The following is a 24,085-nucleotide window of genomic DNA, read 5'->3' on the forward strand; positions in this document are numbered from 1 at the left end:
CTAGGACCGCAGTGGAGACTCGGGCCAATATCGCACGGATTGGAAGTACTGGGTTGCTTCGGGTTCGGTGGTGTACTCGAGCAGGTTACCGACCTTGGTCGCGAGTACATCGCGGACTTGTTCCGGGCTCGCGAAGAAGAACTCGCGGCGCACGTTCGCATGGTTGACCCGGTACTTCGAGAACTCCTTGTGGAGTTCGTTCTCCAACGCGACGGCATCGTCCGAGAAGTACAGAGCGTGTACATCGAACGGAAACGGTACCGAGGCACCGCTCAGTTCTCGGATTCTGTCGATGGGGTCGAGCCGACGCGTGAGTCCGATCTTGACGACGTTTCGTCCGAAAGCACCGATGTTCGAGATCACGTACACATAGCCGGCCCGGATATTCGCCGCGCGGTAGTCGTTGTCGGCTATCGCTGCGTCCAACCGGGCGATCTCTCGCTCGGCATCGGCACGCTGGGCCGGATCCTGGATGCGAGCAAGCACGTTTCGATAGTGTTCCCGCTCTTTGTCGAGTTCCTGCCTCCTGCGAGCGAGTTCCTGCTCGACCTTGCGTTCTTCGCGAAGTCGTTCGCGCTCTTCTCGGGCGGCCTCGCGTTCCTCGCTGAGTCTCATCTGATGGTCGGCCGTCAGTTCGATCTCGGTGATGCGGAGACGGTGATATGCCGGGTCGATCCGCATCTGCATCGAGGCGCCCAGCTTCTCGATATCGGTAGCGGCCTTGTCCAGGCGCTTGATCGCGGTCTGCAGATTCCCAGCCCGAATCGCGCGGACACAGTTCTCGGCCTCTGCGTTGTATGCGCGCAGCATCAACTTGCCGAGATCACGAGTGAGGCGACGGCCTTCTGCGAGGGAATTGTTGAAGCTGAACTGTTTGCCCACCTCGATGGCGCGACCGTCTGTGATCGACGACCGGATCTCGTCCCGCAGTTCCTCCAATCGCTCTTGGTAGGCAGCGGCGTTCTCCAATGGGTGGTGATACTCGTAGAGACCGACCTCCTGAAGCACGAGGGCGTCTTCGACGGTGATCAACCGATCGTCCGAGGGAAGATCTCTTCCGACCGGTGCGCCTTGTGATGGGGAAACGGGCCGCGCCGACAATTGAGCGGTCAACTCCGCCACACGGTCGACGAGTTCGGCTGCCTCCCGCTCCTTGGCGATCAACGTGCGACGGAGAGCAGTGATCGTTTCCTGAGCGTCGGTCATCCTCGAACTCCCGTCCCGGCCAAGGGCACCAGCCCGTACGGATTCTTCGACACTGCAGCAGACAGATGCTTCAACGTCTGGGCGGGCTCCACGCGTGACAGATCCAGAGCCATGAACGTTTCTCGGTCCACAGCCAATTGCAGGAGTGCCACTGTGGCATCACGCCCGGTAGCGGGGTCCACGGCATCCGCCACAACGGTGAGCGACACGGCGTCGATCACGGCTTCACGGTCTGCCTCGAACACTTCGTGTGCGGTTCGCAGCGCCACTTGATTCACCGCGTTGTTGTACCGCCGCTTCAGGTCGGTTGCGGAGAGCGGAGTCCGAACGATCTCGTCGCTCGCCTTCACATATCGAACCGATTTGATGGACGGAAATTCCCTAGGTGCAGGAACGGCAACCGAAACCTTCATTTCCAGATCCTCGGAGTTGTAGCTGTACTCGTGCACTACGTCGAAGCATTCGGGATAAGCCGAATTCGCCAGAACGATACCGACGTACTCCTCCAGCGCGGCAGGTTCGCGACGGCGCAACCCGGCAATCAATCTGTCGAGTTTCTCGTTGGCAACCTCCACATCGCGTAGACGGCGTTCTTCGGCGGCCTCGTGCGCGCGCATCGACTGTTCGAGCCGCCGGTAGCGTTCGCGTTCGTAGGTGCGCCAGCGGTCACGAAGGACTGCGTTCTGTCGGAATGTCTCCTGGAAGGCATCCCACCAGCCACGCATGTGCTCCCTGTGGACTTCTGCAGCCGCGGAGAGTTCAGCGTTGTATCGGCGATTTCCTCCCAACGCGGCGGCGAGTCCCGACGGCGTGCTCGGAGGCACGAAGCGCGGTTGATCGGGTAGTGCGAAGTACTGAGGTTGCTGCGTGGGCGTCTGCAAATCGCCCGGAGGGTGAAAGCTTCGCCTTTCGACCGACTGTTTCAGCGCTTCGAGATCGACCCAATCGTCCACATCGAGGGTGGCTGCCAGCAAGTCCTCGATGTCCTCGAGTTGCGTGGCGATCAGCGCGTTTTCCTGGGCTGCCTCCGCCTCTCGCTGCGCTACGTATGCGACCTTCGCTTCCTTCTCCAACCTGGCACGATCGGCAGCTGCCGCACGCTGTGCTGCTGCCTCGGCGCGTTCTCGCTCACGTGCGGCTCGTTGCATGGCAGCAACGGTCCGGTTGTGCTCCCGGACTGCTGCCCTCTGCTGTTGCGCTTGTCGCTGCGCAGCCAGCCGCTGTTGATGCTGGAGTTCGGCGAAGAACCCACGTCGTCGTGCCATACCTCTTGATACACCACAAGATCGACGACGAATCCTGACAGGCACACCTACATCGACGAGTCTTCACTCCATGTCGACCGACCTGTATCGATGTCTTTAGCCGGGTGTGACGAGACCGGACTCGTAGGCGAGCACCACGGCCTGTGCCCGGTCGCGCAGGTGCAGTTTTGCGAGAACCTTGCCGACGTGGGTCTTCACGGTCTGCTCGGCGACGAACAATCGTTCTGCGATCTCGGTGTTCGACAGGCCGTGTGCGATCAGTTCCAGCACCTCGAGTTCGCGCGGGGTCAGCGGATCGAGGACGCGGTCGCGCCCTCTCGCCGGCCGGCGCCGGCTGGTGACGTCGGCGATGAGGCGACGGGTGACGGTCGGCGCGAGCAGTGCCTGACCATCGGCGACCACCCTCACGGCCCGCACGAGTTCGTCGGCGGGGGCGTCCTTGAGCAGAAACCCGCTTGCTCCCATCCCGAGCGACTCGTAGACGTAGTCGTCGAGGTCGAAGGTGGTGAGCATGAGCACCTTCGACCGCGGCTCACGGGTGTCGGCAAGGATGTGCCGCGCCGCGTCGAGACCGTTCATCTCGGGCATGCGCACGTCCATGAGGACGACGTCGGGCCGCAGTCGCGCGACCTCCGAGACAGCCGCTCGACCGTCGGGGGCATCGCCGACGACGCTGATGTCGGGCTGGGCTCCGAGCAGTGCTCCGAAGCCCTGCCGGACCATTGCCTGGTCGTCGGCGATGAACACGGTGATGGGAGGGTGCGGTTCGGTCATCGGCACCCACCTTAGGCCCCGGTCAGCACCGGGAGAACCGCTCGGACCTCGAATCCGCCGCCGGGGCGGGGATGGGCGACGAGTTGCCCGCCCACGACGGACGCACGTTCGACCATGCCGAGGATTCCGTTGCCGCCGCTGCGGTCCGACTGCCGAACGGTGGTGTCGACCTGACCGGGCGAGGCCGGCCCGTTGGTCACCTCCACCGTGACGGTCGCCGGCTCCCACTGCAGTCGTGCGGACACGCGGGTGCCGGGTGCGTGCCGGGCCGCGTTCGCCAGAGACTCTTGCAGGATCCGGTAGACGGTGAGTCCGACACCGTCGGAGACGGGTGCGGGGACGCCGACCGTCTCCGTCTCGAGCGCCATCCCGGCTCGGCGGGAGGACTCGAACAGCTCACCGATGCGGTCGATGTCGGGCTGCGGTTCGTGTTCGGGGAGCTGCCCGTCGCTGCGGAGTACTCCGAGCAGGGTGCGGACCTCGTTCAGCGCCTCCCGTGCGGTCGCACCGAGGGCGTCGAATTCGGCGCGCACGTCGTCGTTCACGTCCGGGAGCCGGTAGGGCGCGCTCTGCGCCTGCACGACGATCATCGACATGTGATGGGCAACGATGTCGTGGAGGTCGCGTGCGATGTGCGCCTTCTCCTCGAGGATGGCGCGCCGTGCACGTTCGAGCTCGCTGGCTTCCTCCTGCTGGGCGAGTTGCCGTCGGGAGATCACCAGCCAGCGCACCAACAGCCCGAACACCACCAGCGCGCTGATCCCGATCCCCCAGCCCCAGCCGTCGCTGCCGGGGACGAAGGCCGCGAAGAGCAGAACCGTCGAGACCCAGACGACGAGGACGATCCGGATCTCCTCGCGGATCGCCACGGCGAACACCAGCGCGAGCATCACCATGATGTGCACGACCTGCCACGGATAGTCGTAGCCGGGGACCAGGTCGAACGCTATCGGGATGACGAGTCCCGCCGCCGCGGCCACCGCCCACCCGAGCGCCGGCCGGACGAGCACGAGGAGGAACGGGAACACCGCCATCCCCGAGATCAGCGGCAACAGGGGTGGGGAGACGTCGTGGGTCAGGGGCAGCGTCGGCCACGCGATCGCATAGAGGATCAACGTCACGGTGACCACGGTGATAACGCTCCACCGTCCCCGGCCCAGGCGTCCCGCGGTTCTCACGCCGGACTTCGCAAGCTCTTTCACCTCACCCACGCTAGGAGCCGGGGTCTCGACTGTCCTCATACCTGGGGGTGAGATCCGCATAGCTCTGCGGGTGGTGTCGGCCTCCTCGAGATCGCTCCGTCGCGGGGTCCGGTGCAGGGCTGCGCGTTCCTAGCGTCACCGGCATGACAGTGAGATCCGCAGCGGTCCGAGTCGCGTCGGTCGCCTTCCTCGCCACCGCAGCATATGCCGCCGTGCCGGGGGCGCTCGCCCACTCCGCCGCGCCCCCGACGGAGGACGCCGCGGCCGCAGCGACGGTGACGGCGCTCGTCGCCGACGACGCGGAGGGAGCACTGTCGTCCCTGCCGGCCGATTTCACCGCCGTGATGGGGTATGCGCCGATCGTCGAACAGTGGGCGGACGGGACGACGGTGCTCGCCGACCCCGAAGGTGACTGCTCCGCCCCGGTGCCGCTGCCGGCGGCGTTCGAATCGGCATGCCGGGTGCACGATCTCGGGTACGACCTCCTGCGGTACGCCCACACCACCGGTGGCGAGCTGGACACCGGTGCCCGCCGCGACCTCGACGGTCTGTTCGCACGGCATCTCGACACCGTCTGCCGTTCCGAACCCGGCATCCCCTCCTGCACGCCGATCGCAGGGATTTCTTCTGCAGCAGTGGAATTCAACTCGTGGCGACAGGGTCACCGGACACCTGTCGCGGAATCGCCGTGGGCCCTGGCCGTCGCTGCGGGCTCGGTCGCTCTGGGCTTCACGGCACGAAAGGTACGGCGATGACGATCCTCACGGTGGTTCTCGCGACGGTGATCTCCCTCGCCCCTCCCCTGCTGCCGCGACAGTCGGTCGTGCAGGGCGTCGTCACAGGGGTGTTCGTCGTGGTCGCGCTGGCCGTTCTCCGTCTCGTCGTGACCGCGAGGCGGCGGACCGGTCGGGCTCCGCGGCCGGCGAGACCGGAACTGCGTGTGCCCGTCGGCCTCGTCGGCGGATCCGTCGTTCTGGTCACGGCCGCCGGTGCGCATCGGTGGCAGAACGGTCTGCGGGAGGCGATGGCGGTCCCGGCGCTGGATGTGCGCTGGTGGCTGGAGGCACTGGCAGTCGCGATCGTGGTCGTCGCGGCGCTGCTCGCCCTTCCGCGCCTCGTGCACCTCCTGTCGCGACGCGGGGTGGCGGTGGCCGTCGCCGCGACGCTGGGAATCGGCGCCACGGTTGGGATCGGCACCACGGCGGCCTTCTCAACCGGAGGGGCGGTCGACACGGTCGCCTCCCCCACCGCGCTCTCGGCGGGATTGTCGGGTGGCGTGGGATCGGCGGTGTTGTGGAACCGGTTGGGTCGAGAAGGGCAGAAGTTCGTGTCCCTGCCCTCCGAGGGGTCACCGATCCGGATCTACATACCGTTGTCGGCCGCGCCGGATCCGTCTGCGCGCGCCGAGTTCGCGGTGGACGAACTCCGCCGGGCGAGAGCCTTCGACCGACCGCATCTCGTGGTGGCCGTGCCGACCGGCTCGGGCTGGGTCGATGCCGCTGCGGTTCGCGGCTTCGAGGACCGGTGGGGCGACGATGTCGCCATCGTCGCCCAGCAGTACTCGGACATGCCGAGCTGGGTGACCTTCGTCCTCGATCGCGGTGCTGCGGAGGAGGAGGCCCGCGCGCTCGTCACCGCCTTGCGGGCGTACCTGTCCACGCTGCCCGACGAGCGACGCCCCGCCCTGCACGTCTACGGGCAGTCTCTGGGAGCGTCCGGCGCGAGCGCCGTCTTCGACGACGAACCGGAGCCGTGTGCACTGTTCCTCGCGGGGCCACCCGCGGGGGTCCGCACCGCCGGTGCGAGTGTCCGGGCGAACACCTCCGACCCGGTGGTGTGGTGGCGGCCGTCGCTGCTGTGGTCGCCGCCCGATCTGTCGCATGCGCGCGCCGATGCCCCGACCCCGCCGTGGCTGCCGGTGGTGTCGTTCGTGAACACAACGGTGGACCTGCTCACCTCGCTCGAGGCGGCACCCGGTCACGGTCATCGCTACGGCGACGATCAGGCGCGGTGCATCTCCGCCGACGGGTAGATCGCGCCCACACGGATCGGCGTCCGGATACACCGCGACCCGCCGGCCGACGAACGGCACGACGGGTCGTGGTGTGGGAAAGGATCAGGCGACGATGGGTCCTCGTGCCGCCTCGAAGGCCGCACCCACGCGGTACAGGCGCTCGTCGGCCAGAGCCGGGGCCATGATCTGCAGACCGACGGGGAGACCGTCGTCCGCCGAGAGGCCGGACGGCACCGACATCGCGCAGTGCCCCGCGAGGTTGGTCGGGAGCGTGCACAGGTCGGACAGGTACATCGCCAGCGGATCGTCGACCTTCTCGCCGAGCTTCCACGGCGTGAACGGGCTCGTGGGCGAGACCAGCACGTCGACCTGCTCGTAGGCCTTGTCGAAGTCCTGCGCGATGAGGCTCCGGACTTTGAGTGCCTGACCGTAGTAGGCCTCGTAGTAGCCGGAGGACAGCGCGTAGGTGCCGATCATGATGCGGCGCTTGACCTCCTTGCCGAAACCGGCGGCGCGGGTCGCGGCCATGACCTGCTCGGCACTCATCGTGCCGTCGTCGACGCGCATGCCGTACCGCATCGCGTCGAAGCGGGCCAGGTTGGAGGAGACCTCCGACGGCAGGATCAGGTAGTACGAGGCGAGCGCGTACTCGAAGTGCGGGCACGAGACCTCGACGACCTCCGCACCGAGCTTCGTGAGCGTCTCGACCGCCGCATCGAACGACGAGAGCACGCCGGGCTGGTAGCTGTCGGAGTGCAACTCCTTGACCACGCCGACCTTCAGGCCCTTCAGGTCGCCGGCCGCACCCTGGCGCGCCGCCTCCACGACGGGACGCACGGGGGCGTTCACCGACGTCGAGTCGCGCGGGTCGTGCCCGGCGATGACCTCGTGCAGCAGCGCCGTGTCGAGGACGGTGCGGCCGCAGGGACCACCCTGGTCGAGCGACGACGCACAGGCGACGAGGCCGTACCGAGAGACCGTGCCGTAGGTGGGCTTGGTGCCGACGGTGGCGGTGACAGCGGCGGGCTGGCGGATCGAGCCACCGGTGTCGGTGCCGATCGCGAGGGGTGCTTGATACGACGCGAGCGCCGCAGCGGAACCGCCACCCGAGCCACCCGGGATACGGCTGGTGTCCCACGGGTTGCGGGTGGGGCCGTAGGCCGAGTTCTCGGTGGACGAACCCATCGCGAACTCGTCCATGTTGGTCTTGCCGAGGATGGGGATCCCGGCCTCGCGCAGCTTCGTGGTGAGCGTCGCGTCGTAGGGCGAGACCCAGCCCTCGAGGATCTTCGAACCGCACGTGGTGGGCATGTCCGTGGTGGTGAACACGTCCTTGAGCGCGAGCGGCACACCGGCGAGCGCCGAGGCCGGTTTCTCGCCCGCGGCGACGGCACGGTCGACCTCGTCCGCGGCGGCGAGCGCCTGCTCGGAGGCGACGTGCAGGAAGGCGTTGTACTCACCGTCGACCTCGGCGATGCGATCGAGGTGGGCCTGGGTGACCTCCACCGACGACAGTTCGCCGGCATGGATCTTCGACGCCAGAGTCGCGGCGTCGAGGCGTGTCGTATCCGTGCTCATTCGCCCTCTCCCAGGATCTGCGGGACCGAGAAGCGATCCTCCTCGACGGCCGGCGCACCGGAGAGCGCCTGCTCGGGTGTGAGACCGGGGACGACGACGTCGGGTCGCGTCACGTTGGTGACGGCGTTCGGGTTCGCCATGGGAGCCACATCGTCCGCGGCCACCTCCGACACCGCCTTGACGTGGTTGAGGATCGAATCCAACTGACCGGCGAACTCGTCGAGTTCGGCATCGGTCAGCGCAAGCCGGGACAACCGGGCGAGATGCGCGACCTCGTCACGGGAGATGGCAGGCACCGTGAATGGCCCCTTTCCGATGGAGAGTGAACGTCCTGTCCAGGGTAATGCGTCCTGGAAGCGACGGCGCACGCGGTTCGGCGACATCACTCGTCGCCCGGTCGGCGTCGCGTCCCGTCCGCCGATGTTGCAAGCTTCGCAACGCTGTGTTGCGTTCGTGTGACATGCACCGTCGCGACCGGGGATTATCGATGGGGTCGGCATAATTTCGGATCTGCGCCGTCCCGGACGCCGGCGCCGAGGTGCAAGGATGTGGTCTGCCAGAGGTCGACACGGGCCCCTGGGCCGGCACTCGGATGCCGGCGCACCATGTGCCGTCGATGTGGCGTTCGTCGACGGCACGAAACCGACTGGGGAAAGGACTCACGTGTCGTACCTCTTGCGTGTCAGGCTCCCCGATCGTCCCGGTAGCCTCGGCTCGCTCGCCCTGGCGCTCGGTTCGGTCGGCGCCGACATCCTGTCGCTCGACGTCGTCGAACGCGGCACGGACTTCGCGATCGACGATCTCGTCGTCGACGTCGAGCCGGGCAAGCTCCCCGACACGCTCCTCACCGCGGCCGAGGCCCTGCCCGGTGTGACGGTCGACTCGATCCGGCCCTACGCCGGAATCCTCGACACCCATCGCGAACTCGAACTGATCGATCACGTCGCCGCCGCCCGCGACGACCGCATCCAGATCCTCGTCGACGGCGCTCCCCGGGTGCTCCGCGTGGGTTGGGCAACCGTGCTCGGAGTCGGCCCGAACGGCATCTTCCGCATCGCGGGGAGCCCCGGTTCGCCGGAGACCCACCTCAACGGCGTGCCCTGGATGCCGCTCGCCGAGGCCACCCTGCTCGACCACGACGGTGAGTGGGTGCCGCAACTCTGGCGCGACATGGACACGATGCTCGCGGCCGCGCCCCTCGGCTCGCCCGAACGCGTCCTCGTCCTCGGCCGCCCCGGCGGACCGGAGTTCCGTCCGTCCGAGATCGCACGCATCGGTTACTTCGCGGGCATCGTCGGCACCGTCCTCCGATAGTCCCCCGGGTTCCGGTCGCAGCTTCGGGAAAGGGTCTCAGCCGACGACGAGCCTGTGCGCCTGCGCGATCGCTTCCTCACGCGAATGCACGCCCAGTTTCCGGTAGAGGGAACGCAATTGGGTCTTGACGGTGTTGAGGGTGACGAACTGTTCCTTGGCGATCGTGCTCGCCGTGCCGCCGGCGAGCAATGCGTCGAGGACCGCGCGCTCGCGTGGGGTCAGCCGTACGACGACACGGATCTCGCGGAAGATGCCGTACTCGGCCATCGCCGGGTCGAGATCGATCGGCAGGTCGACCCCGAGCGACAGGATGTCGCGCACGGCCGAGGGCGGGACTCCGACGAACGGCCGTGTCACCCCGGCATGTTCCGCCAGCACCACGGCCCGCTGGAGATGCCGTCGCGCATCGGTGCGGCGACCGAGTCTCAGAGACGCCACCGATCCGATCAGGGCGAGTTCCGCACCGACGGCCGGACAGTGCTCACGGGCGGCATCCCCACGATGCACGATCACCTCCGCGCCTCCGGGATCGCCGCCGAGCAGACGCAATCGCGCACGGGCCGGAGCCGTGAGGGGGTGCGTCGAGCTGTCGACCAGCTCGCGCGCCGCGCGGGCCTCGCCGAGCGCGAGGTGCAGGTCGGCACGCGCGGCATCGACCAACACCGCGGAGATACCGGTGAGGCGATGGGAGAAGTGCTGAAGTTCCGAATCGATGTACAGCAGGCCGTCGGCGGGCACACCGCTCAGCAGCGCCAGTCGCCCCCGCGCGTACATGACGGCCGCCCACAACTCTTCCGTGTGGCGGGGAGTGCCGAGTTCGGAGAGCGCGCGGAAGGCCGTGCCGGTGTCGAGCCTGTCGAGGGCCACGAGCGCGGTGGCGACCAGGCCCGCCGTACGGATGAGGGCCTCGGCCTCTCCCATGATCGGCGGATGCCGGAGCTCCTCCTCGATCCACCGGGTCGCCTCGTGGGTCCGGCCCCGGAGGGCTTCGAGGAGCGCGAGTTTGCCCGCGGCCTCTCGCTCGACGAACACACCGCGACCCGCCGTGTGGGCACGGCGCAGCATCGTTCCGGCATCGGTGGTGCGTCCGCCGAGGAGGTAGACGGTGCCGAAGTTGAGGTATTTCAGTCCGTGGGCGTGCCGGGTCGTGCCGTCCAGCGTCTCGAAATTCGGCACGGGTTCGGTGGCCAGGCCGTCGCACACTTCCATCGCCTCGTCGTAGGCACCCTGCATCCGGAGACCTCCGAGGCGAAGGATCGTTTCGAAGGATCGAGGGAAGGCCCACTGTTCCGGCTCTCCCGCCTTGTTCCGGGCACCGGTGATCGTCCGCAGCGACGCGACGGTGCGATCGTTGGTCGTCATGTCGTCGGGGAGCAGCTCGAGCAGCACGATCCCCAGGGAGCGGAGCGATCCGCTTCCGTACAGTGCCACCCAGTTCTTCTCGACGATGTCGATCGCGCATCGCCAGTCGCGCCGCTCCACGGCATGTTCGAGGGCGATGTCCGGACGCGAGCGCTGCAACCAGTAGTCGATGAGAGCCGACCGCGCATCCCACAGCTCCTTCGGGTATTCGGCGCTGCCCACCCGCAGGAGTGATCTGTGGACGACCTCGGGATAGCGCCAGGCGGTCTCGCCGTCCGTGGAGTCCTCGTCCGTCGAGCAGGCCTCGATCAGTCCCGACTCGGTCAGCGCGGTGAGGAAGGCGTCGCTGTCGTCGATGTGCGGTAGAGCCGAAATCGACGACTCCGTCACCGTGTTGGGTGCGGCGGAGACGAGGACCGAGCGGGAGGACAGTGCCAGTGAGGGATCCGCGGCCACGACATGCATGACGACGAGATCGACGGTCGAGTCGACCAGGACGTCGAGGGCGTCGGTGCCGTAGACCCGATCCGGCTTCTCGGCGCGCAGCGTCGCACACACCGCCGCGACGAATGCGGCGAATCCTTCGGTGCGGCGGGGGATCCACTCGATGGTGCGTTGGTCCCGCGCAAGTCCGAAGAGCCGGCACAGTGCAGCGGTCTCGTCCACGGTGAACGCCAGGTCGTCGTCGCCGACGATCGTCCTGTGCGGGTGTCCGTCGACAAGTTCGGCCCACGAGCCTGCGGCCCTGCTGGTGACCACCATCCGCCCCTGCGGCCCGAGCCGCAGCAACTGCCCGACCCGGTCTTCGATCGCTTCGACCGACCGGACACCGTCGAGCACGAACATCACGGGCCGGGGGTGCCGGACCAGTATCGAACACAACGAGTCGAAGGAGCCTTCCGCCGCAACGGGTTCGTCGACTCCGAGGGAGGTGCACAGCAACGATGACACCGTCGCCCAGTAGGTCTCGGGTGTGACGTCGTGCGCGGGTTCGGGAATCACCACCGGCGCCCACTCGGGACACGGGTCGGTCGCCAGCCACGTGTCGACGAGGGTCGTCTTGCCGGAGAAGGGGCCACCGAGGATCACGGCGAGTTCGGAATGCGCGGACAGAACGGAGAACAATCGGCGACGGGACAAAGGCAGTGTTCTCGGCACGTCCACTATCCCTTTCGCATCCGGGCAGCATCGCCCTCGAAACGGACTCACAAGTATGTGCAAATATTAGCAGCCGGCGGGGGAAATGACGGATTTCGCCGGGATTCCGATCGCGCGCCAGGAATCACATCGAAGTAACTCCGCACCTCCATTCACACGGTCCACGAACGGATTTCACGTCGGCGGGGGAGAAACTCGGTGAGCTTCTCCCCCGCTGCGACTTCGTTCAGTGTGCGAATGCCTGGTCGGTGTGGCCGCGACCGACACCCTCGCGGAGATATCCGACTACATCGGCGATGTCTTCACCGAGCTTGTGGGCGATGTCCCGGCTGAAGCCCTCGCGAAGCACGATTCGCAGGACCGCGACGTCCTCCGCGTCGGCCGGCATCGTGTAGGCCGGAACCTGGAATCCGCGGGCCCGCAATTCGTGGGAGATGTCGAACACCGTGAAGCCGGGGTCGCCCGTCACCTCGAAGGAGATGACCGGGATGGCGGAGCCGTCCGTGATGATCGCCATGTTCTCGATCTCGGAGATCTGCTTCGACAGCATGAGCGCGGTGTCGCGCAGGGTCTCCATGATCTGCGTGTACCCGGCGACACCGAGCCGAATGAAGTTGTAGTACTGGCCGATGACCTGGTTACCAGGACGCGAGAAGTTGAGCGTGAACGTCGGCATGTCGCCACCGAGGTAGTTGACCCGGAAGACCAGGTCCTCGGGCAGATGTTCCTTCGAGCGCCAGACGACGAAACCGATACCCGGATAGGTCATGCCGTACTTGTGACCACTGACGTTGATGGACACGACCCGCGGCACACGGAAGTCCCATTCGAGGTCCGGATGGAGGAAGGGCACCACGAAGCCACCGGAGGCGGCGTCGACGTGCAACGGGACGTCGGGACCGCCGGAGGCCGCGAGCTCGTCGAGCGCGGCGGCGATCTCCGCCACCGGCTCGAGTTCACCGGTGAAGGTGGTGCCGAGGATCGCGACGACGCCGATGGTGTTCTCGTCGACCGCTTCACGGACCTGCTCGGGGGTGATGACGTAACGGCCGGGCTCCATCGGCAGGGACTTCGGCTCGACGTCGAAGTAGCGGCAGAACTTCTCCCACACCACCTGCACGTTGCTGCCGAGCACCAGGTTCGGCTTCGACGCGTCCTTGCCGGCGGCCCTACGGGCCTCACGCCAGCGCCACTTGAGCGCGAGACCGCCGAGCATGACGGCCTCGGACGAACCGATCGTCGAGACGCCGGTGGCCGACGACGGATCGGCCGGATCGAGGTTCTCGGCGTGGAACAGGGCCGCGACCATGTTGACGCAGCGGGTCTCGATCTCCGCCGTGGCCGGATACTCGTCCTTGTCGATCATGTTCTTGTCGAACGTCTCGGCCATGAGACGACCCGCCTGCGGATCCATCCACGTGGTGACGAAGGTCGCCAGGTTGAGCCGCGAGCTGCCGTCGAGCATCAACTCGTCGTGTATGAACTGGTACGTCGCCTCCGGATCGGTCTCCGACTTGGGAAGTCGCAGAGCAGGAATCGGGTCGGTACCGAGTCTGCCGGTGAAGGCAGGTGCGAGTGTCTCGGCTGGAGCATTGGACTCTGACATGGTTTCCTCCATTTCCCGCATCGAACACTCGTCGATCCGGTGACTTCAGGACATACGGGGCGGCTCTCACACCTCGATCGGCGGGTACAGCCTCTCCATCGTGTAGCGGCGGTTGCGCCGAACCGACAGGGCACTCAGCGTCAACGATACGAGCAGGATTCCGGCCAGGACAGCGATTGCGATCCACAATCGCGAATCGATGTTCTCGGCGACGGTGAGCTGCCGCAGACCGTTGACGGTGTAGGTCATCGGGTCGAACGGGTGGATGTACTGGAACGGCTTCGCCGTGGTCGGCACGGGGTAGATACCGCCGGCCGAGACCAGTTGCAGCATCAGGAAGGCCAAGGTCACCACCCGACCGACGGCGACGCCGACGATCGCATTGAACGCTTGGATCATGGCCAGATACGTTGCGGAGATCAACATCAGGAACAGGATCGTCCCCACGACGTGCTTCACGTCCAGTCCGACGCCGAAATGGACGACCGTGTACATCACGATCACCTGCAGGATGCCTACCAGCAGAGCCGGCCAGTACGACGCGAGGACCGTGCGGTAGGCACCGAGTCCCGCGACGGTGGGCCGCGACTGCAACGGGGTGAGCAGCATCCAGGTGATGATGCCGCCGACGAACAGGGCGAGCGACAGGAAGAACGGGGCGAAACCGGTACCGAAGGTGGGTGCCTCGTTCGTGTAGTTCTGTTGCAGAGCAACCGGAGTCGACAACGTCTCGGCGGTGGCGGTGCGTTGTTCGTCCGTCCAGTTCGGCACCTGGGTGGCACCCTGGCTCAGGGCCTGCGCGAGTTCCTGCGAACCCGACTGCAACTCGACCATGCCCGAGGACAGCTCTCCTGCTCCGTCGGCCAACTGGACACTGCCGTCGGTAAGTTGGACGAGACCGGAGTTCAGCGTGGCGGCACCGGAGCTCAGTTCGTCGACACCGCTGCGGAGTCGGTTCACGTCCGCCGCCAGTCCCCCGTTCGACAACGTCGCCAGGGCTCCCTGTAGCGGACTGTTCGGGTTGCCGAGTTGATACTCGAGTTGTTCGGCGCCTGCCTGCAGACGCATGATCTCAGCGCGTAGGGCGTCGGCATCGGAGGCCGCCTGTTGCGCCGTCAGCGGTGTCAACGCGGTGATCGCCTGCTGCACGACCGGATCGGAGCTCCGGTTCAGGATGTCGACGACCTGCTGTACGGCCTGGTTCACCGTCGACTGCGTGGTCTGCGGTACCCGCGATTCGAGGGCGTCGAGCGAGGCCCGCAGCTCCGCTGCCTGCCCGGCGACACCCGAGAGGGCACCGCTGTCGAGCGCGCTGAGCAGCGGACCCGTCACGCCGTCGATCGCGGTGGCGAGTTCGTTCGCGCCGGTAGCGAGCTGCGCCGACCCGTCTCGCGCCGTGACCATGTTCGTCGCGAGCTCCTGCGATCCCGAAGCGAGCTGGTCCGCGCCGCTCTTGGCCGTGTCGATGCCGTCGGCGAGTTGCCCGGCACCGTCGGCGGCCTGCTTCAGACCCGAGCCGGCGCTCTCGAGACCGGTGAGCACGGTCCCGACACCTTGGGCACCGATCGTGGAGTTCACCTGTCCGATCACCTGTTCGGACGCGTCCTGCCCGATGATCGTCGCGAGATAGTTGTTCGCGTCGTTGAAAGTGAAGACCAGATTCGCCTTCTCCGGGTTGTCGCCGTTGGGGGATTCGACCGCTTCGGTGAAATTCTCCGGAATCGTGATGGTGTAGTAGTACTTTCCGTCGGCCAGACCCGCGACGGCGTCCTCTTCCGACACCTCCGCCAGATCGAGCTGACCGGATGCGATGAGGGACTTCACGACCTGATCGCCGGCGTCGACCTGTTCCCCCGTCGACGAACGACCGGTGTCGTTGTTGACGATCGCCGCGGGAATCTTGTTCACCGCACCGAACGGATTCCAGAAGGCCCACAGGTACATGGCCCCGTACAGCAACGGCATGAGAATGATCGTCGCGATCGCGATGCGCGGCATCGTGCCGCGGAAGTATCGCTTCGAGTCGCTACCGAGAGAGACGCCTGCGAGCACTCGTCACTTCCTCTTCGTCAGGACGCCGATGTCACCGGGTCCGAGCAGATCGTGCATGTCCACCACGGCCCGTACCCCGCTATCGGGGTCGACGGGATTCACGTCGCCGATGATCACCGCCTGGTTCTCACCGAGCGCGACGAGCCGGCCGAGCAGGGTGGCACGTTCGACGTCGTCGGCGATCCGATCGATCCGGCCCACCACCAGCAGTGGCGGACGCCGGGTGTTCGCCACCGAGATCCGCAGGAGCAGTTGCTGGAGTTCGGGGAGGTCGTCGACGAACGCCTCGAGCGGTGGCAGCGGTACGTCGCCGAAGATCTCCTCGCACATCTCGGCGATACCGTCCTCACGGACCCGCGGAACGAACTTGTACCACGGGGAATCCCACCGCTTCTGCTCGGTGACGAGATCGCGCACGGTGACCGACGGGCGTACCTCGTCGAGCTCGTTCATGCACGCAATCGCCGACCGCGCGATGATCTTCTGCGGTCTGTCCTCGCCGAGAACCGTCAGCGATCCCCGGGTCAGTCGCATGCGACCGCACAGAGCCATGAGCAACGCGGTACGCGCAGCACCGGCCTGCGCGGCCAGAACCGTCACTCCCCCGGCGTCGAGGTCCAGGTCGAGGGGGCCGAAGACATGGCCCCAGGGTCCGTGGAGTTCGATCCCGCGCGCCGACACGAGTGTGCCCGGCGTCTGCCGGGCGGTTGCCCGCTGCACGACCGGAGCGCCGTACGGCGGAGTCCCGACATCATCCGGTTCGGCTGTGCCCACCGGTGTTCCGCCGTAGTTTCCGTTCACGACGAAGGGATCCTCGAGCTGCTCGTCCGACAACTCGTCCCAGGCCTCTGCGTCGCTGTGCTGCCCGTAGTGAGTCACCGACTGTCCTTGCGCCGAGCGAGTGGGGTGTGGTGCCGTGTCCGATGCGCTGCCACGGTCACAGGCTGTTCTTGACGACGTGGCCGTTCTTCACGATGACCGACAGGTTCTTTGCCGGATCGGCGATCAGACTCACATCCTCGAGCGGGTTGCCGTCGACGAGGAGCACGTCCGCCCAGGCGCCCTTGTCGATCACACCCCATCGGGCCTGACGGTAGGGATCGCGTTCGCCTGCGAGCCGGAACAGTTCGGCGTTTCCGGAGGTGAGCATCCGCAGCGCGTCGAGGTTGCTGTAGTGGTCGCCGAGCCGCGCGGCCATCTCGCTCTGGCGCGGCGCGATCTGCGGCTCGAGCAGCAGGTCGGGTCCCCAGGCCGTCTTCACGCCGTGCTTCTGCGCCCACTCGTAGACGTGGTCGGTGCCGGTGCAGATCTGCTTGTCCTTCTCCGCGCGATCCGGGTCGGGATAGTGGTGGTCGCCGAGCGCGAAGGGCTGCATCGACAACCACACCTCCTTCTCCGCGAGCAGTGCGACGGTCTCCTCGTCGGCGAGGTGGCCGTGCTCGATCGACTTCACCCCGGCCGCGACCGCGCGGCGGATCCCGGTGACGTTGTAGACGTGGGTGGCCACGTACGTGCCGTAGTCGGATGCGGCCTGGACGGCGGCACGCAGTTCTCTGTCGATGAACTGGACGGTGTACAGCGGGTCGTACATGGACGCCGCTCCGCCGCCGACCATCAGCTTGATCTGCGATGCACCTTTCTTGAGTTGCTCGCGCACGGCTGCGAGGACCCGGTCCTCACCATCGGCGACCCGCATGAAGCCGATCTGTTCGGCGCGGGCCTGATCCCCACCGAGGGCTGTGGGGCATTCGTAGACGAAGCCGAAGTCGCCGTGCCCGGACGTCTGCGAGATCGCGGCCTGGGACGGGTAGATGCGGGGACCGTCGAACAATCCCCGGTCGATCACCGATTTGATGCTGCCGGTGTCACCGGCCATGTCGCGGACGGCGGTGAAGCCGCGCAGCAGCATGTTGCGGGCCTCGGCGAGGCCGTTGAGCGCGATGTGCGCTTCACTGCCCATCACCATGTCGATGTAGGAGTTCGCGTTACCGACGAGGTGGACGTGCGCGTCGGACATGCCGGGCATGAGGACCCGCCCGCCGCCGTCGATCACGTCGGTCTCGCGGCCGGGTTCGTCGCCGATCGGCGATTCGGATACGGCGACGATGCGGTCTCCGTCGATCAGTACGTCGCCGGTGACGAGCTCTCCGGAAACTCCGTCGAAAACTCGCACATTACGAAAAAGAAGGCGCTGAGTGGACTTACCGGTTTCCGTCATGGCTGGGACGCTAACGCGCATCGAACACGACTTCCGATCAACCGAAAGGATCCCGAACCAATTCACCCCAACCGTTCACCCTTTTCGAAAGTTCGTTCTGAGCTGCACCTATTCGATCGGATAGTTTCTTTTGAAAACACAAAAATTTCCGATCTTCGACTTACACTGCGCCAATGCTGATTCACCCGACATTGCGCATGCAGTCCTGGGGATTCGTCATCGGCGCCGCCCTGTTCGCATTGGGTTCGGCGCCCGGAATTGCGACGCTTCTCGGCACCGCCGGTGCAAATACTTCGTTCTTCGTGGGTTCCTGGTTCTTCACGGGTGCAGCATTCGTCCAATTGATGCTCAGTGGGCCGGCCACCGTCACGGACAAGGGCAGCCCGGCGATCCGCGCCGACTGGCTCGCGTCGCTGATCCAGTTCATCGGTACGCTGTTGTTCAACGTCAGCACGGGAGCCGCACTGCACGCCCACACCGTCAAGGGTGAGGAGCACCTGGTGTGGAACCCCAATCTCGAAGGTTCCCTGTGCTTTCTGGTGTCGAGCGCGATCGCGTGTGCAGTCCTCTGGCGAGCGGGCTCGCATTGGGCGCCGCGCTCGAAGGACTGGATCAGCGGGTGGCTGAACATGCTCGGGTCGATCGCTTTCGGGGTCTCCGCCGTCGGTTCGTTCGTCCTCGACGACGGAAACACCCTCGACCCGAGCCTTGCCAACGCCGGCACGTTCGTCGGGGCGATCTGCTTCCTGCTCGCCGCGGCGGTATTCCTCGGGAGGCGCAGCGCCGAGGAACCGGAATCCGCAACGGCCTCCTGAGAATTCGCCGGCAGGGCACCTGCCGGCGGAGAGCGTCTCAGTCCTCCCCTTCGCGCCCTTCGAGATAGGCGCGAGCGGCGTCGGGCCCCTCGTCGAGCAGGATCCGGAAACCGTCCTCGTCGAGCACGGGTACTCCGAGATCGGCGGCCTTGTCGGCCTTCGAACCCGGGTTGTCGCCGATGACGACGAAAGCCGTCTTCTTCGACACCGATCCGGCGGCCTTGCCTCCGCGCGCGAGGACGGCCTCCTTGGCCTGGTCGCGGGAGAATCCCGCGAGCGTGCCCGTAACCACGATCGACAGTCCTTCGAGGGTTCGCGGGATCGATTCGTCGCGTTCGTCGGCCATCCGGACACCCGCTGCCGCCCACTTGTCGACGATCGCGACGTGCCAATCGACGGTGAACCAGTCGGTCACCGCCGCGGCGATCGTCGGTCCGACGCCCTCGACGGCCGCGAGCTCGTCGACGGACGCGGCCCGGATCCGGTCGAGGCTGCCGAACTCGGTGGCCAGCGCACGCGCAGCGGTCGGTCCGACGTGCCGGATGGACAGGGCGACCAGCACGCGCCAGAGCGGCTGTTCCTTCGCCTTGTCGAGGTTCTGCAGCAGACGTTCGCCGTTCTTCGACAGCACGCCCTTGGTGGTGCGGAAAAACGCGATGCGTTCGAGGTCTTCCTTCGTGAGCGAGAACAGGTCGCCCTCGTCGGCGATGATCTTCCCCTCGAGCAGCGCCGTGGCCGCCTCGTAGCCGAGGGCTTCGATGTCGAACGCTCCCCTGCCCGAGACGTGGAAGACCCGCTCGCGCAATTGCGCCGGGCACGACCGCGAGTTGGGGCAGCGCAGGTCGACGTCGCCCTCCTTCGCCGGGGCGAGGGTGGTACCGCATTCGGGGCACTGCGTGGGCATCTCGAAGGCGTACTCGGAACCGTCGCGCAGGTCGACGACCGGGCCGAGGACCTCCGGGATCACGTCGCCGGCCTTGCGGATGACCACGGTGTCGCCGATGAGCACGCCTTTGCGCTCCACCTCGGACGCGTTGTGCAGCGTCGCCAGCGAGACGGTGGACCCGGCGACGGTGACCGGCTCCATGTAGGCGAAGGGGGTCACGCGTCCGGTGCGCCCGACACTGACGCGGATGTCGAGGAGCTTGGTGGTGACCTCCTCCGGCGGGTACTTGTAGGCGATCGCCCACCGTGGGGCGCGGGACGTGGCACCGAGGCGTCGGTGCAGCCCCATGTCGTCGATCTTGACCACCAGGCCGTCGATCTCATGTTCGATGTCGTGGCGGTGTTCGCCCCAGTAGCGCATCCGCTCGACGACCGCCTCGGCGCCCTGCACGCGAACAGTGTGCGGTGAGACGGGCAGGCCCCAGGCCGCGAAGGCCGCGTAGGCGTCGGATTGCGAGCGGGGTTCGAAGCCCTCCATGCGGCCGTAGCCGTGGCAGTACATGCGCAGACGCCGGCGCGCGGTGACGGCCGGGTTCTTCTGCCGCAGGGAACCGGCGGCGGAATTGCGGGGATTCGCGAAGGGCGGCTTGTCTTCGGCCACCAGCCCGGCGTTGAGGGTCTGGAAGTCCTCGAGCCGGAAGAACACCTCGCCGCGCACTTCGAGCAACGTCGGGATCGGGTATTCGGCGGTGCCGGTGAGCTTTTCGGGAACGTCGTCGATCGTGCGGGCGTTGAGGGTGACGTCCTCCCCGGTGCGTCCGTCGCCGCGGGTGGCCGCGCGGACGAGTTTGCCGTTCTCGTAGACGAGGCTGAGCGCCACGCCGTCGATCTTCACCTCGCACAGATAATCGGGGTGAGTGCCGGTCTCGACCTCGGCGCGCGAGAGCCACGCGCGCAGTTCGTCCTCGTCGAAGACGTTGTCGAGGCTGAGCATCCGTTCGAGATGCTCGACGGCACCGAATTCGGTGGCGAAGCCGCCGCCGACCAGCTGGGTGGGCGAATCCGGCGTGCGGAGTTCGGTGTACTGATCCTCGAGTGCCTGCAGTTCGCCGAGGAGCGCGTCGAACTGACCGTCGGAGATGATGGGGGCGTCGCGCACGTAATAACGGAACTGATGCTCGCGCACCTGTTCGGCGAGATCCTGCCAGCGCTCACGCGCCTCCGGAGGAGCGGTGATGGGTGCGTCCGTCGGTTCACTCACAGCCTGCAAGCCTAGTCGAGGGGACCGACCGGAATACTCAGAGCGTGTCGGCTTCCTCAGCGAAGGCCGACGCGACGTCGCGCAACGAACGCAGAGCGGCCCGTGCCCCCTCCGTGGAGGCCGAGGCCAGCCCGCAGACCGGGCTCACCGCCACCGATTGCAGCACCTTCCTGGGGAACCCGAGCCGGTCGATCAGCTCGACGGTCGGTGCCGCGTACTCGCGCCAGCCCGTCGAGGCCGGTGCGGTGGCGGGCACGAGTCCGAGTATCGGGACCGTGCCCGAGTCGAACAGTTCCCCGAGTCCGTCGAGGTCGGAGCGTCGCACGCCTCCGACGTCGAAGGCCACAGCGTCGGCAGCGCTGCGCCGCAGGAAGTCGGCCGGGAAGGTGCCCGCGCAGCAGTGCACCGCGACGGAGAGCCCAGTGCCCCGAATCGTCGTGTCGAGCACGTCCAGCGCTTCCGGGTCCGGCACGGCAGGGACGGTCTCGAGGACGGTCCGGCCCTTCAGCGTTCCGGCGAGCACATCCGGCAGCGACGGTTCGTCGAGTTGCGCGACCACCTGAACCCCGAGCCGGCGGGTGATCTCGGCGGCGTGTCGGGCCAGGCCCTCCGCGAGCGATTCGGCCAGGTCACGAACGGCGCCGCGGTCGGTGAGCACCCGGCGTCCCGTGGCGAGTTCGACGTGGGCGGCGAGGGTGAGCGGCCCGGCAGCCTGCACCTTCACGGGGCGGCCGGCATCCAGCCCGGCGCGTTCCCAGGCCTCCTCGAGCGCATCGAGGTCCTGGGCGAGCAGGTCGCGCGCCCGGGCGGCCACACCGCCGCGTCGCGACACGAGGCGGTAACCAGTGGTCGAGGTGTCGAGGTACATGTCGACGAGCAGGGCGCTGACCCGCCCGATCATGTCGGCACCGAGGCCGCGTGCCGGCAGTTCGACGAGGTGGGGCAGATCCGTGAGTTCGCCGACGACGACCGCCGCGGCCTCGCGCGGGTCCGTCCCGGGCCACGAACCGATGCCTGTCGCGAGACCGGACCACACCTCGCGGCCGGTGGCAGGTGCCGTCACCGGTCCCCTGCCGCGATGGTTCCGCTGCCGAGGACGATGTCGCCCGCAGCGTCGGACCGGTACAGCACGGCGGCCTGACCGGCGGCGACACCGGTGAGCGGTTCGCGCAGCGAGATCTCGATGCCCGGACCCACCGCTTCGGCGACGGCCGGGGCCAGGCCACCGTGAGCGCGGACCTGGACGACGCACTCGATCGGTCCGACAGGAGCGGTGCCGGAGGTCCACACGGCGCGTTCGGCCCGGATCGACTCGACCTTCAGCTGTTCGGCGCTGCCGACCCGGACGGTGCCGCTCTCCGGTTCGATCGCGGTGACGTAGCGGGGGCGTCCGTCCGGTCCGGGCCCGGCGATACCGAGTCCCTTGCGCTGGCCGATGGTGAAACCGTGCACGCCCTCGTGCTGCGCGAGCACCTCACCCGAACGGTCGTCCACGACGGCGCCGGGACGCACACCGATGCGGGCACCGAGGAAGGCGCGGGTGTCGCCCGACGGGATGAAGCAGATGTCGTGGCTGTCGGGCTTGTTCGCCACAGCGAGTCCGCGCTCGGCGGCCTCCTCGCGGATCCGGCTCTTGGGGGTGTCGCCGACGGGGAACACCGCGCGCGACAACTGCTGCGCCGTGAGCACGGCGAGTACGTACGACTGGTCCTTGTCGGCGTCGACGGCGCGGCGCAGCACCCCGTCGTTCAACTGCGCGTAGTGACCGGTGGCGACGGCGTCGAAGCCGAGCGCGACGGCACGGTCGGCCAGCGCCGAGAACTTGATCTTCTCGTTGCAACGCAGGCACGGGTTCGGGGTCTCACCGGCGGCATAGGACGCGACGAAGTCGTCGATCACGTCCTCCTTGAAGCGGTCTGCGAAATCCCAGACGTAGAAGGGAATTCCGAGCACGTCGGCGGCGCGGCGAGCATCGCCGGCGTCCTCCTTCGAGCAGCATCCGCGCGAGCCGGTGCGCAGTGTGCCCGGCGCGGCCGACAACGCGAGATGCACTCCCACGACGTCGTGTCCGGCCTCGACCATGCGGGCGGCGGCGACCGCCGAGTCCACACCGCCGCTCATTGCCGCAAGAATCCTCATCTCCGGTCACCTCCTCGTCCACCGGCGCTCGCCAGTCCGGCGGCGCGAGCCCTGTCCACCACGGAAGGGAGAGTTTCGATCAGTTTGTCGATGTCACTGCGGGTTGTGGTGTGCCCCAACGAGAATCGGAGCGAACCGCGTGCCGTGATCGGGTCCGCCCCCATCGCGACGAGTACGTGACTCGCGCGCGCGACCCCGGCGGTGCACGCCGAACCGGTCGAGCATTCGATACCGGCCGCGTCGAGCAACATCAGCAGCGAGTCGCCTTCGCATCCGGGGAACGTGAAGTGCGCGTTGTTGGGCAGTCGTCCGACCTCGCGAGGACCGTTGAGGATCGCGTCGGGGATCGCCGCCTCGACACCCGCGACAAGAAGATCGCGCAGGTGCGCGAGTTCGGCGGTGCGGCCGGGCAGATCCGAGGTGACCTCGCGCAACGCCGCGGCCATCGCCACGATGGACGCGGTGTCCTGCGTCCCGGACCGCACGTCGCGTTCGTGGCCCCCACCGTGGGCGAGCGGCACGCACGGTACCTGCCTGCCGAGCAGCAGCGCTCCCACTCCCTGCGGACCACCGAACTTGTGAGCGGCCAGGGTCAGTGCCGACAGTCCGCTCGCGGTGAAATCGACTGGGAGATGCGCGACCGCCTGCACGGCGTCGCTGTGCATCGGGACGTCGAACTCGGCGGCGACCGCAGCGAGTTCGGTGATCGGCATGACGGTGCCGACCTCGTTGTTCGCCCACATCACGGACACGAGGGCGACCTCGTCGGCGTGGCGCGAGAGTTCCTCGCGGAGCGTGGTGGGATCGACGCGGCCGGAGCCGTCCACCGGCAGCCACGTCACCTGGGCATCCTCGTGCTCGACGAGCCATTCGACGGCGTCGAGCACGGCGTGGTGTTCGACCGCGCTCGCGAGGATCCGGCGACGCCGGGGGTCCTGGGCGCGGCGACCCCAATAGATGCCCTTGACGGCCAGATTGTCGCCCTCGGTGCCACCGGAGACGAAGATCACCTCGGAGGGCCGGGCGCCGAGGGCGGCCGCAATCGACTCCCGCGACTCCTCGACGCGCCGGCGCGCTGCGCGCCCCGATCCGTGCAGGGAGGACGCGTTTCCGACGGTGGCGAGGACCGACGTCATCGCCTCGACGGCCGCAGGAAGCATCGGCGACGTCGCGGCGTGATCGAGGTAGACGGTCGTGGAGGTACCGGAGGGACCGGCGGCGGGCGAGGTCATGACC

The 24,085-nt window shown here is 67.3% G+C and carries 19 protein-coding genes; 4 read left to right on the forward strand and 15 right to left on the reverse strand.

The genetic code is table 11. The features are described from left to right. From IM25_RS20795 to IM25_RS20810, 4 genes are all read right to left on the reverse strand, one after another. On the reverse strand, positions 1-1,206 hold the full coding sequence (locus IM25_RS20795; protein ID WP_033097745.1) for a DUF4041 domain-containing protein: 1,206 nt from the start codon (positions 1,204-1,206) through the stop codon (positions 1-3). Further along, entirely contained in the window at positions 1,203-2,354 is a 1,152-nt protein-coding gene (locus IM25_RS27055; protein WP_156666038.1) for a hypothetical protein, read from the reverse strand. Before IM25_RS27055 ends, IM25_RS20795 begins: the two co-directional genes overlap by 4 nt. Before the next feature lie 213 nt (positions 2,355-2,567). Beyond that, positions 2,568-3,245, reverse strand: coding sequence for a response regulator (locus IM25_RS20805; protein WP_033097743.1), 678 nt, complete (start codon positions 3,243-3,245; stop codon positions 2,568-2,570). A gap of 11 nt (positions 3,246-3,256) precedes the next feature. Next, on the reverse strand, positions 3,257-4,423 hold the full coding sequence (locus tag IM25_RS20810; protein ID WP_442971516.1) for a sensor histidine kinase: 1,167 nt from the start codon (positions 4,421-4,423) through the stop codon (positions 3,257-3,259). 167 nt (positions 4,424-4,590) lie between these two features. On the opposite strand from IM25_RS20810, the gene IM25_RS20815 reads away from it, so the two are divergent. Continuing rightward, positions 4,591-5,202 carry a hypothetical protein gene (locus IM25_RS20815; protein ID WP_006554546.1) on the forward strand — a complete coding sequence of 204 codons (612 nt, stop codon included), beginning with the start codon at positions 4,591-4,593 and terminating at the stop codon, positions 5,200-5,202. Then, positions 5,199-6,479 carry an alpha/beta-hydrolase family protein gene (locus tag IM25_RS20820; protein ID WP_033097741.1) on the forward strand — a complete coding sequence of 427 codons (1,281 nt, stop codon included), beginning with the start codon at positions 5,199-5,201 and terminating at the stop codon, positions 6,477-6,479. The genes IM25_RS20815 and IM25_RS20820 overlap by 4 nt, the downstream gene beginning before the upstream one ends. Positions 6,480-6,563: 84 nt before the next feature. Here IM25_RS20820 and gatA read toward each other — a convergent pair whose 3' ends face one another. After that, a complete protein-coding gene (gene gatA / locus IM25_RS20825; RefSeq protein ID WP_006554548.1) occupies positions 6,564-8,039 on the reverse strand; it encodes an Asp-tRNA(Asn)/Glu-tRNA(Gln) amidotransferase subunit GatA in 1,476 nt (491 codons plus the stop codon). Then, positions 8,036-8,335, reverse strand: coding sequence for an Asp-tRNA(Asn)/Glu-tRNA(Gln) amidotransferase subunit GatC (gene gatC, locus IM25_RS20830; protein WP_006554549.1), 300 nt, complete (start codon positions 8,333-8,335; stop codon positions 8,036-8,038). The genes gatA and gatC overlap by 4 nt, the downstream gene beginning before the upstream one ends. 367 nt (positions 8,336-8,702) lie before the next feature. Between gatC and IM25_RS20835 the strand changes: the two genes are divergently transcribed. Continuing rightward, a complete protein-coding gene (locus IM25_RS20835; protein WP_016691181.1) occupies positions 8,703-9,353 on the forward strand; it encodes an amino acid-binding protein in 651 nt (216 codons plus the stop codon). 36 nt (positions 9,354-9,389) lie between these two features. Here the strand turns inward: IM25_RS20835 and IM25_RS20840 are convergent, their stop codons facing one another. The 5 genes from IM25_RS20840 to IM25_RS20860 form a co-directional block, all read right to left on the reverse strand. Beyond that, positions 9,390-11,873 carry a LuxR C-terminal-related transcriptional regulator gene (locus IM25_RS20840; protein WP_232333363.1) on the reverse strand — a complete coding sequence of 828 codons (2,484 nt, stop codon included), beginning with the start codon at positions 11,871-11,873 and terminating at the stop codon, positions 9,390-9,392. A gap of 226 nt (positions 11,874-12,099) precedes the next feature. Beyond that, on the reverse strand, positions 12,100-13,491 hold the full coding sequence (locus tag IM25_RS20845) for a glutamate decarboxylase (protein WP_084295049.1): 1,392 nt from the start codon (positions 13,489-13,491) through the stop codon (positions 12,100-12,102). Positions 13,492-13,545: 54 nt separating this feature from the next. After that, on the reverse strand, positions 13,546-15,531 hold the full coding sequence (locus IM25_RS20850; RefSeq protein WP_033097740.1) for a YhgE/Pip domain-containing protein: 1,986 nt from the start codon (positions 15,529-15,531) through the stop codon (positions 13,546-13,548). Between the two features lie 3 nt (positions 15,532-15,534). Continuing rightward, the gene (locus tag IM25_RS20855; RefSeq protein WP_033097739.1) at positions 15,535-16,410 is read right to left on the reverse strand and encodes a hypothetical protein; all 876 of its coding nucleotides are present in this window, start codon (positions 16,408-16,410) and stop codon (positions 15,535-15,537) included. Positions 16,411-16,468: 58 nt separating this feature from the next. Beyond that, positions 16,469-17,704 carry an amidohydrolase family protein gene (locus IM25_RS20860; RefSeq protein ID WP_442971906.1) on the reverse strand — a complete coding sequence of 412 codons (1,236 nt, stop codon included), beginning with the start codon at positions 17,702-17,704 and terminating at the stop codon, positions 16,469-16,471. Positions 17,705-17,922: 218 nt separating this feature from the next. Between IM25_RS20860 and IM25_RS20865 the strand changes: the two genes are divergently transcribed. Then, a complete protein-coding gene (locus IM25_RS20865) occupies positions 17,923-18,564 on the forward strand; it encodes a hypothetical protein (RefSeq protein ID WP_033097737.1) in 642 nt (213 codons plus the stop codon). 37 nt (positions 18,565-18,601) lie between these two features. Here the strand turns inward: IM25_RS20865 and ligA are convergent, their stop codons facing one another. The 4 genes from ligA to IM25_RS20885 are packed head-to-tail and all read right to left on the reverse strand — an operon-like array spanning position 18,602 to position 24,081. Beyond that, positions 18,602-20,710, reverse strand: coding sequence for an NAD-dependent DNA ligase LigA (ligA, locus tag IM25_RS20870; RefSeq protein WP_033097736.1), 2,109 nt, complete (start codon positions 20,708-20,710; stop codon positions 18,602-18,604). A gap of 37 nt (positions 20,711-20,747) precedes the next feature. After that, positions 20,748-21,773 (reverse strand): methionine synthase, encoded by a 1,026-nt coding sequence (locus IM25_RS20875; protein ID WP_033097735.1) that lies wholly within the window; start codon positions 21,771-21,773, stop codon positions 20,748-20,750. After that, entirely contained in the window at positions 21,770-22,849 is a 1,080-nt protein-coding gene (mnmA, locus tag IM25_RS20880) for a tRNA 2-thiouridine(34) synthase MnmA (protein ID WP_033097734.1), read from the reverse strand. Before mnmA ends, IM25_RS20875 begins: the two co-directional genes overlap by 4 nt. Beyond that, positions 22,846-24,081: a cysteine desulfurase family protein gene (locus IM25_RS20885; protein WP_006554560.1), complete on the reverse strand. Its 1,236-nt coding sequence runs from the start codon at positions 24,079-24,081 to the stop codon at positions 22,846-22,848. Before IM25_RS20885 ends, mnmA begins: the two co-directional genes overlap by 4 nt. Positions 24,082-24,085: the final 4 nt, after the last annotated feature.

Source organism: Rhodococcus sp. p52, assembly GCF_000763325.2.
Classification (GTDB): Bacteria; Actinomycetota; Actinomycetes; order Mycobacteriales; family Mycobacteriaceae; genus Rhodococcus; species Rhodococcus pyridinivorans.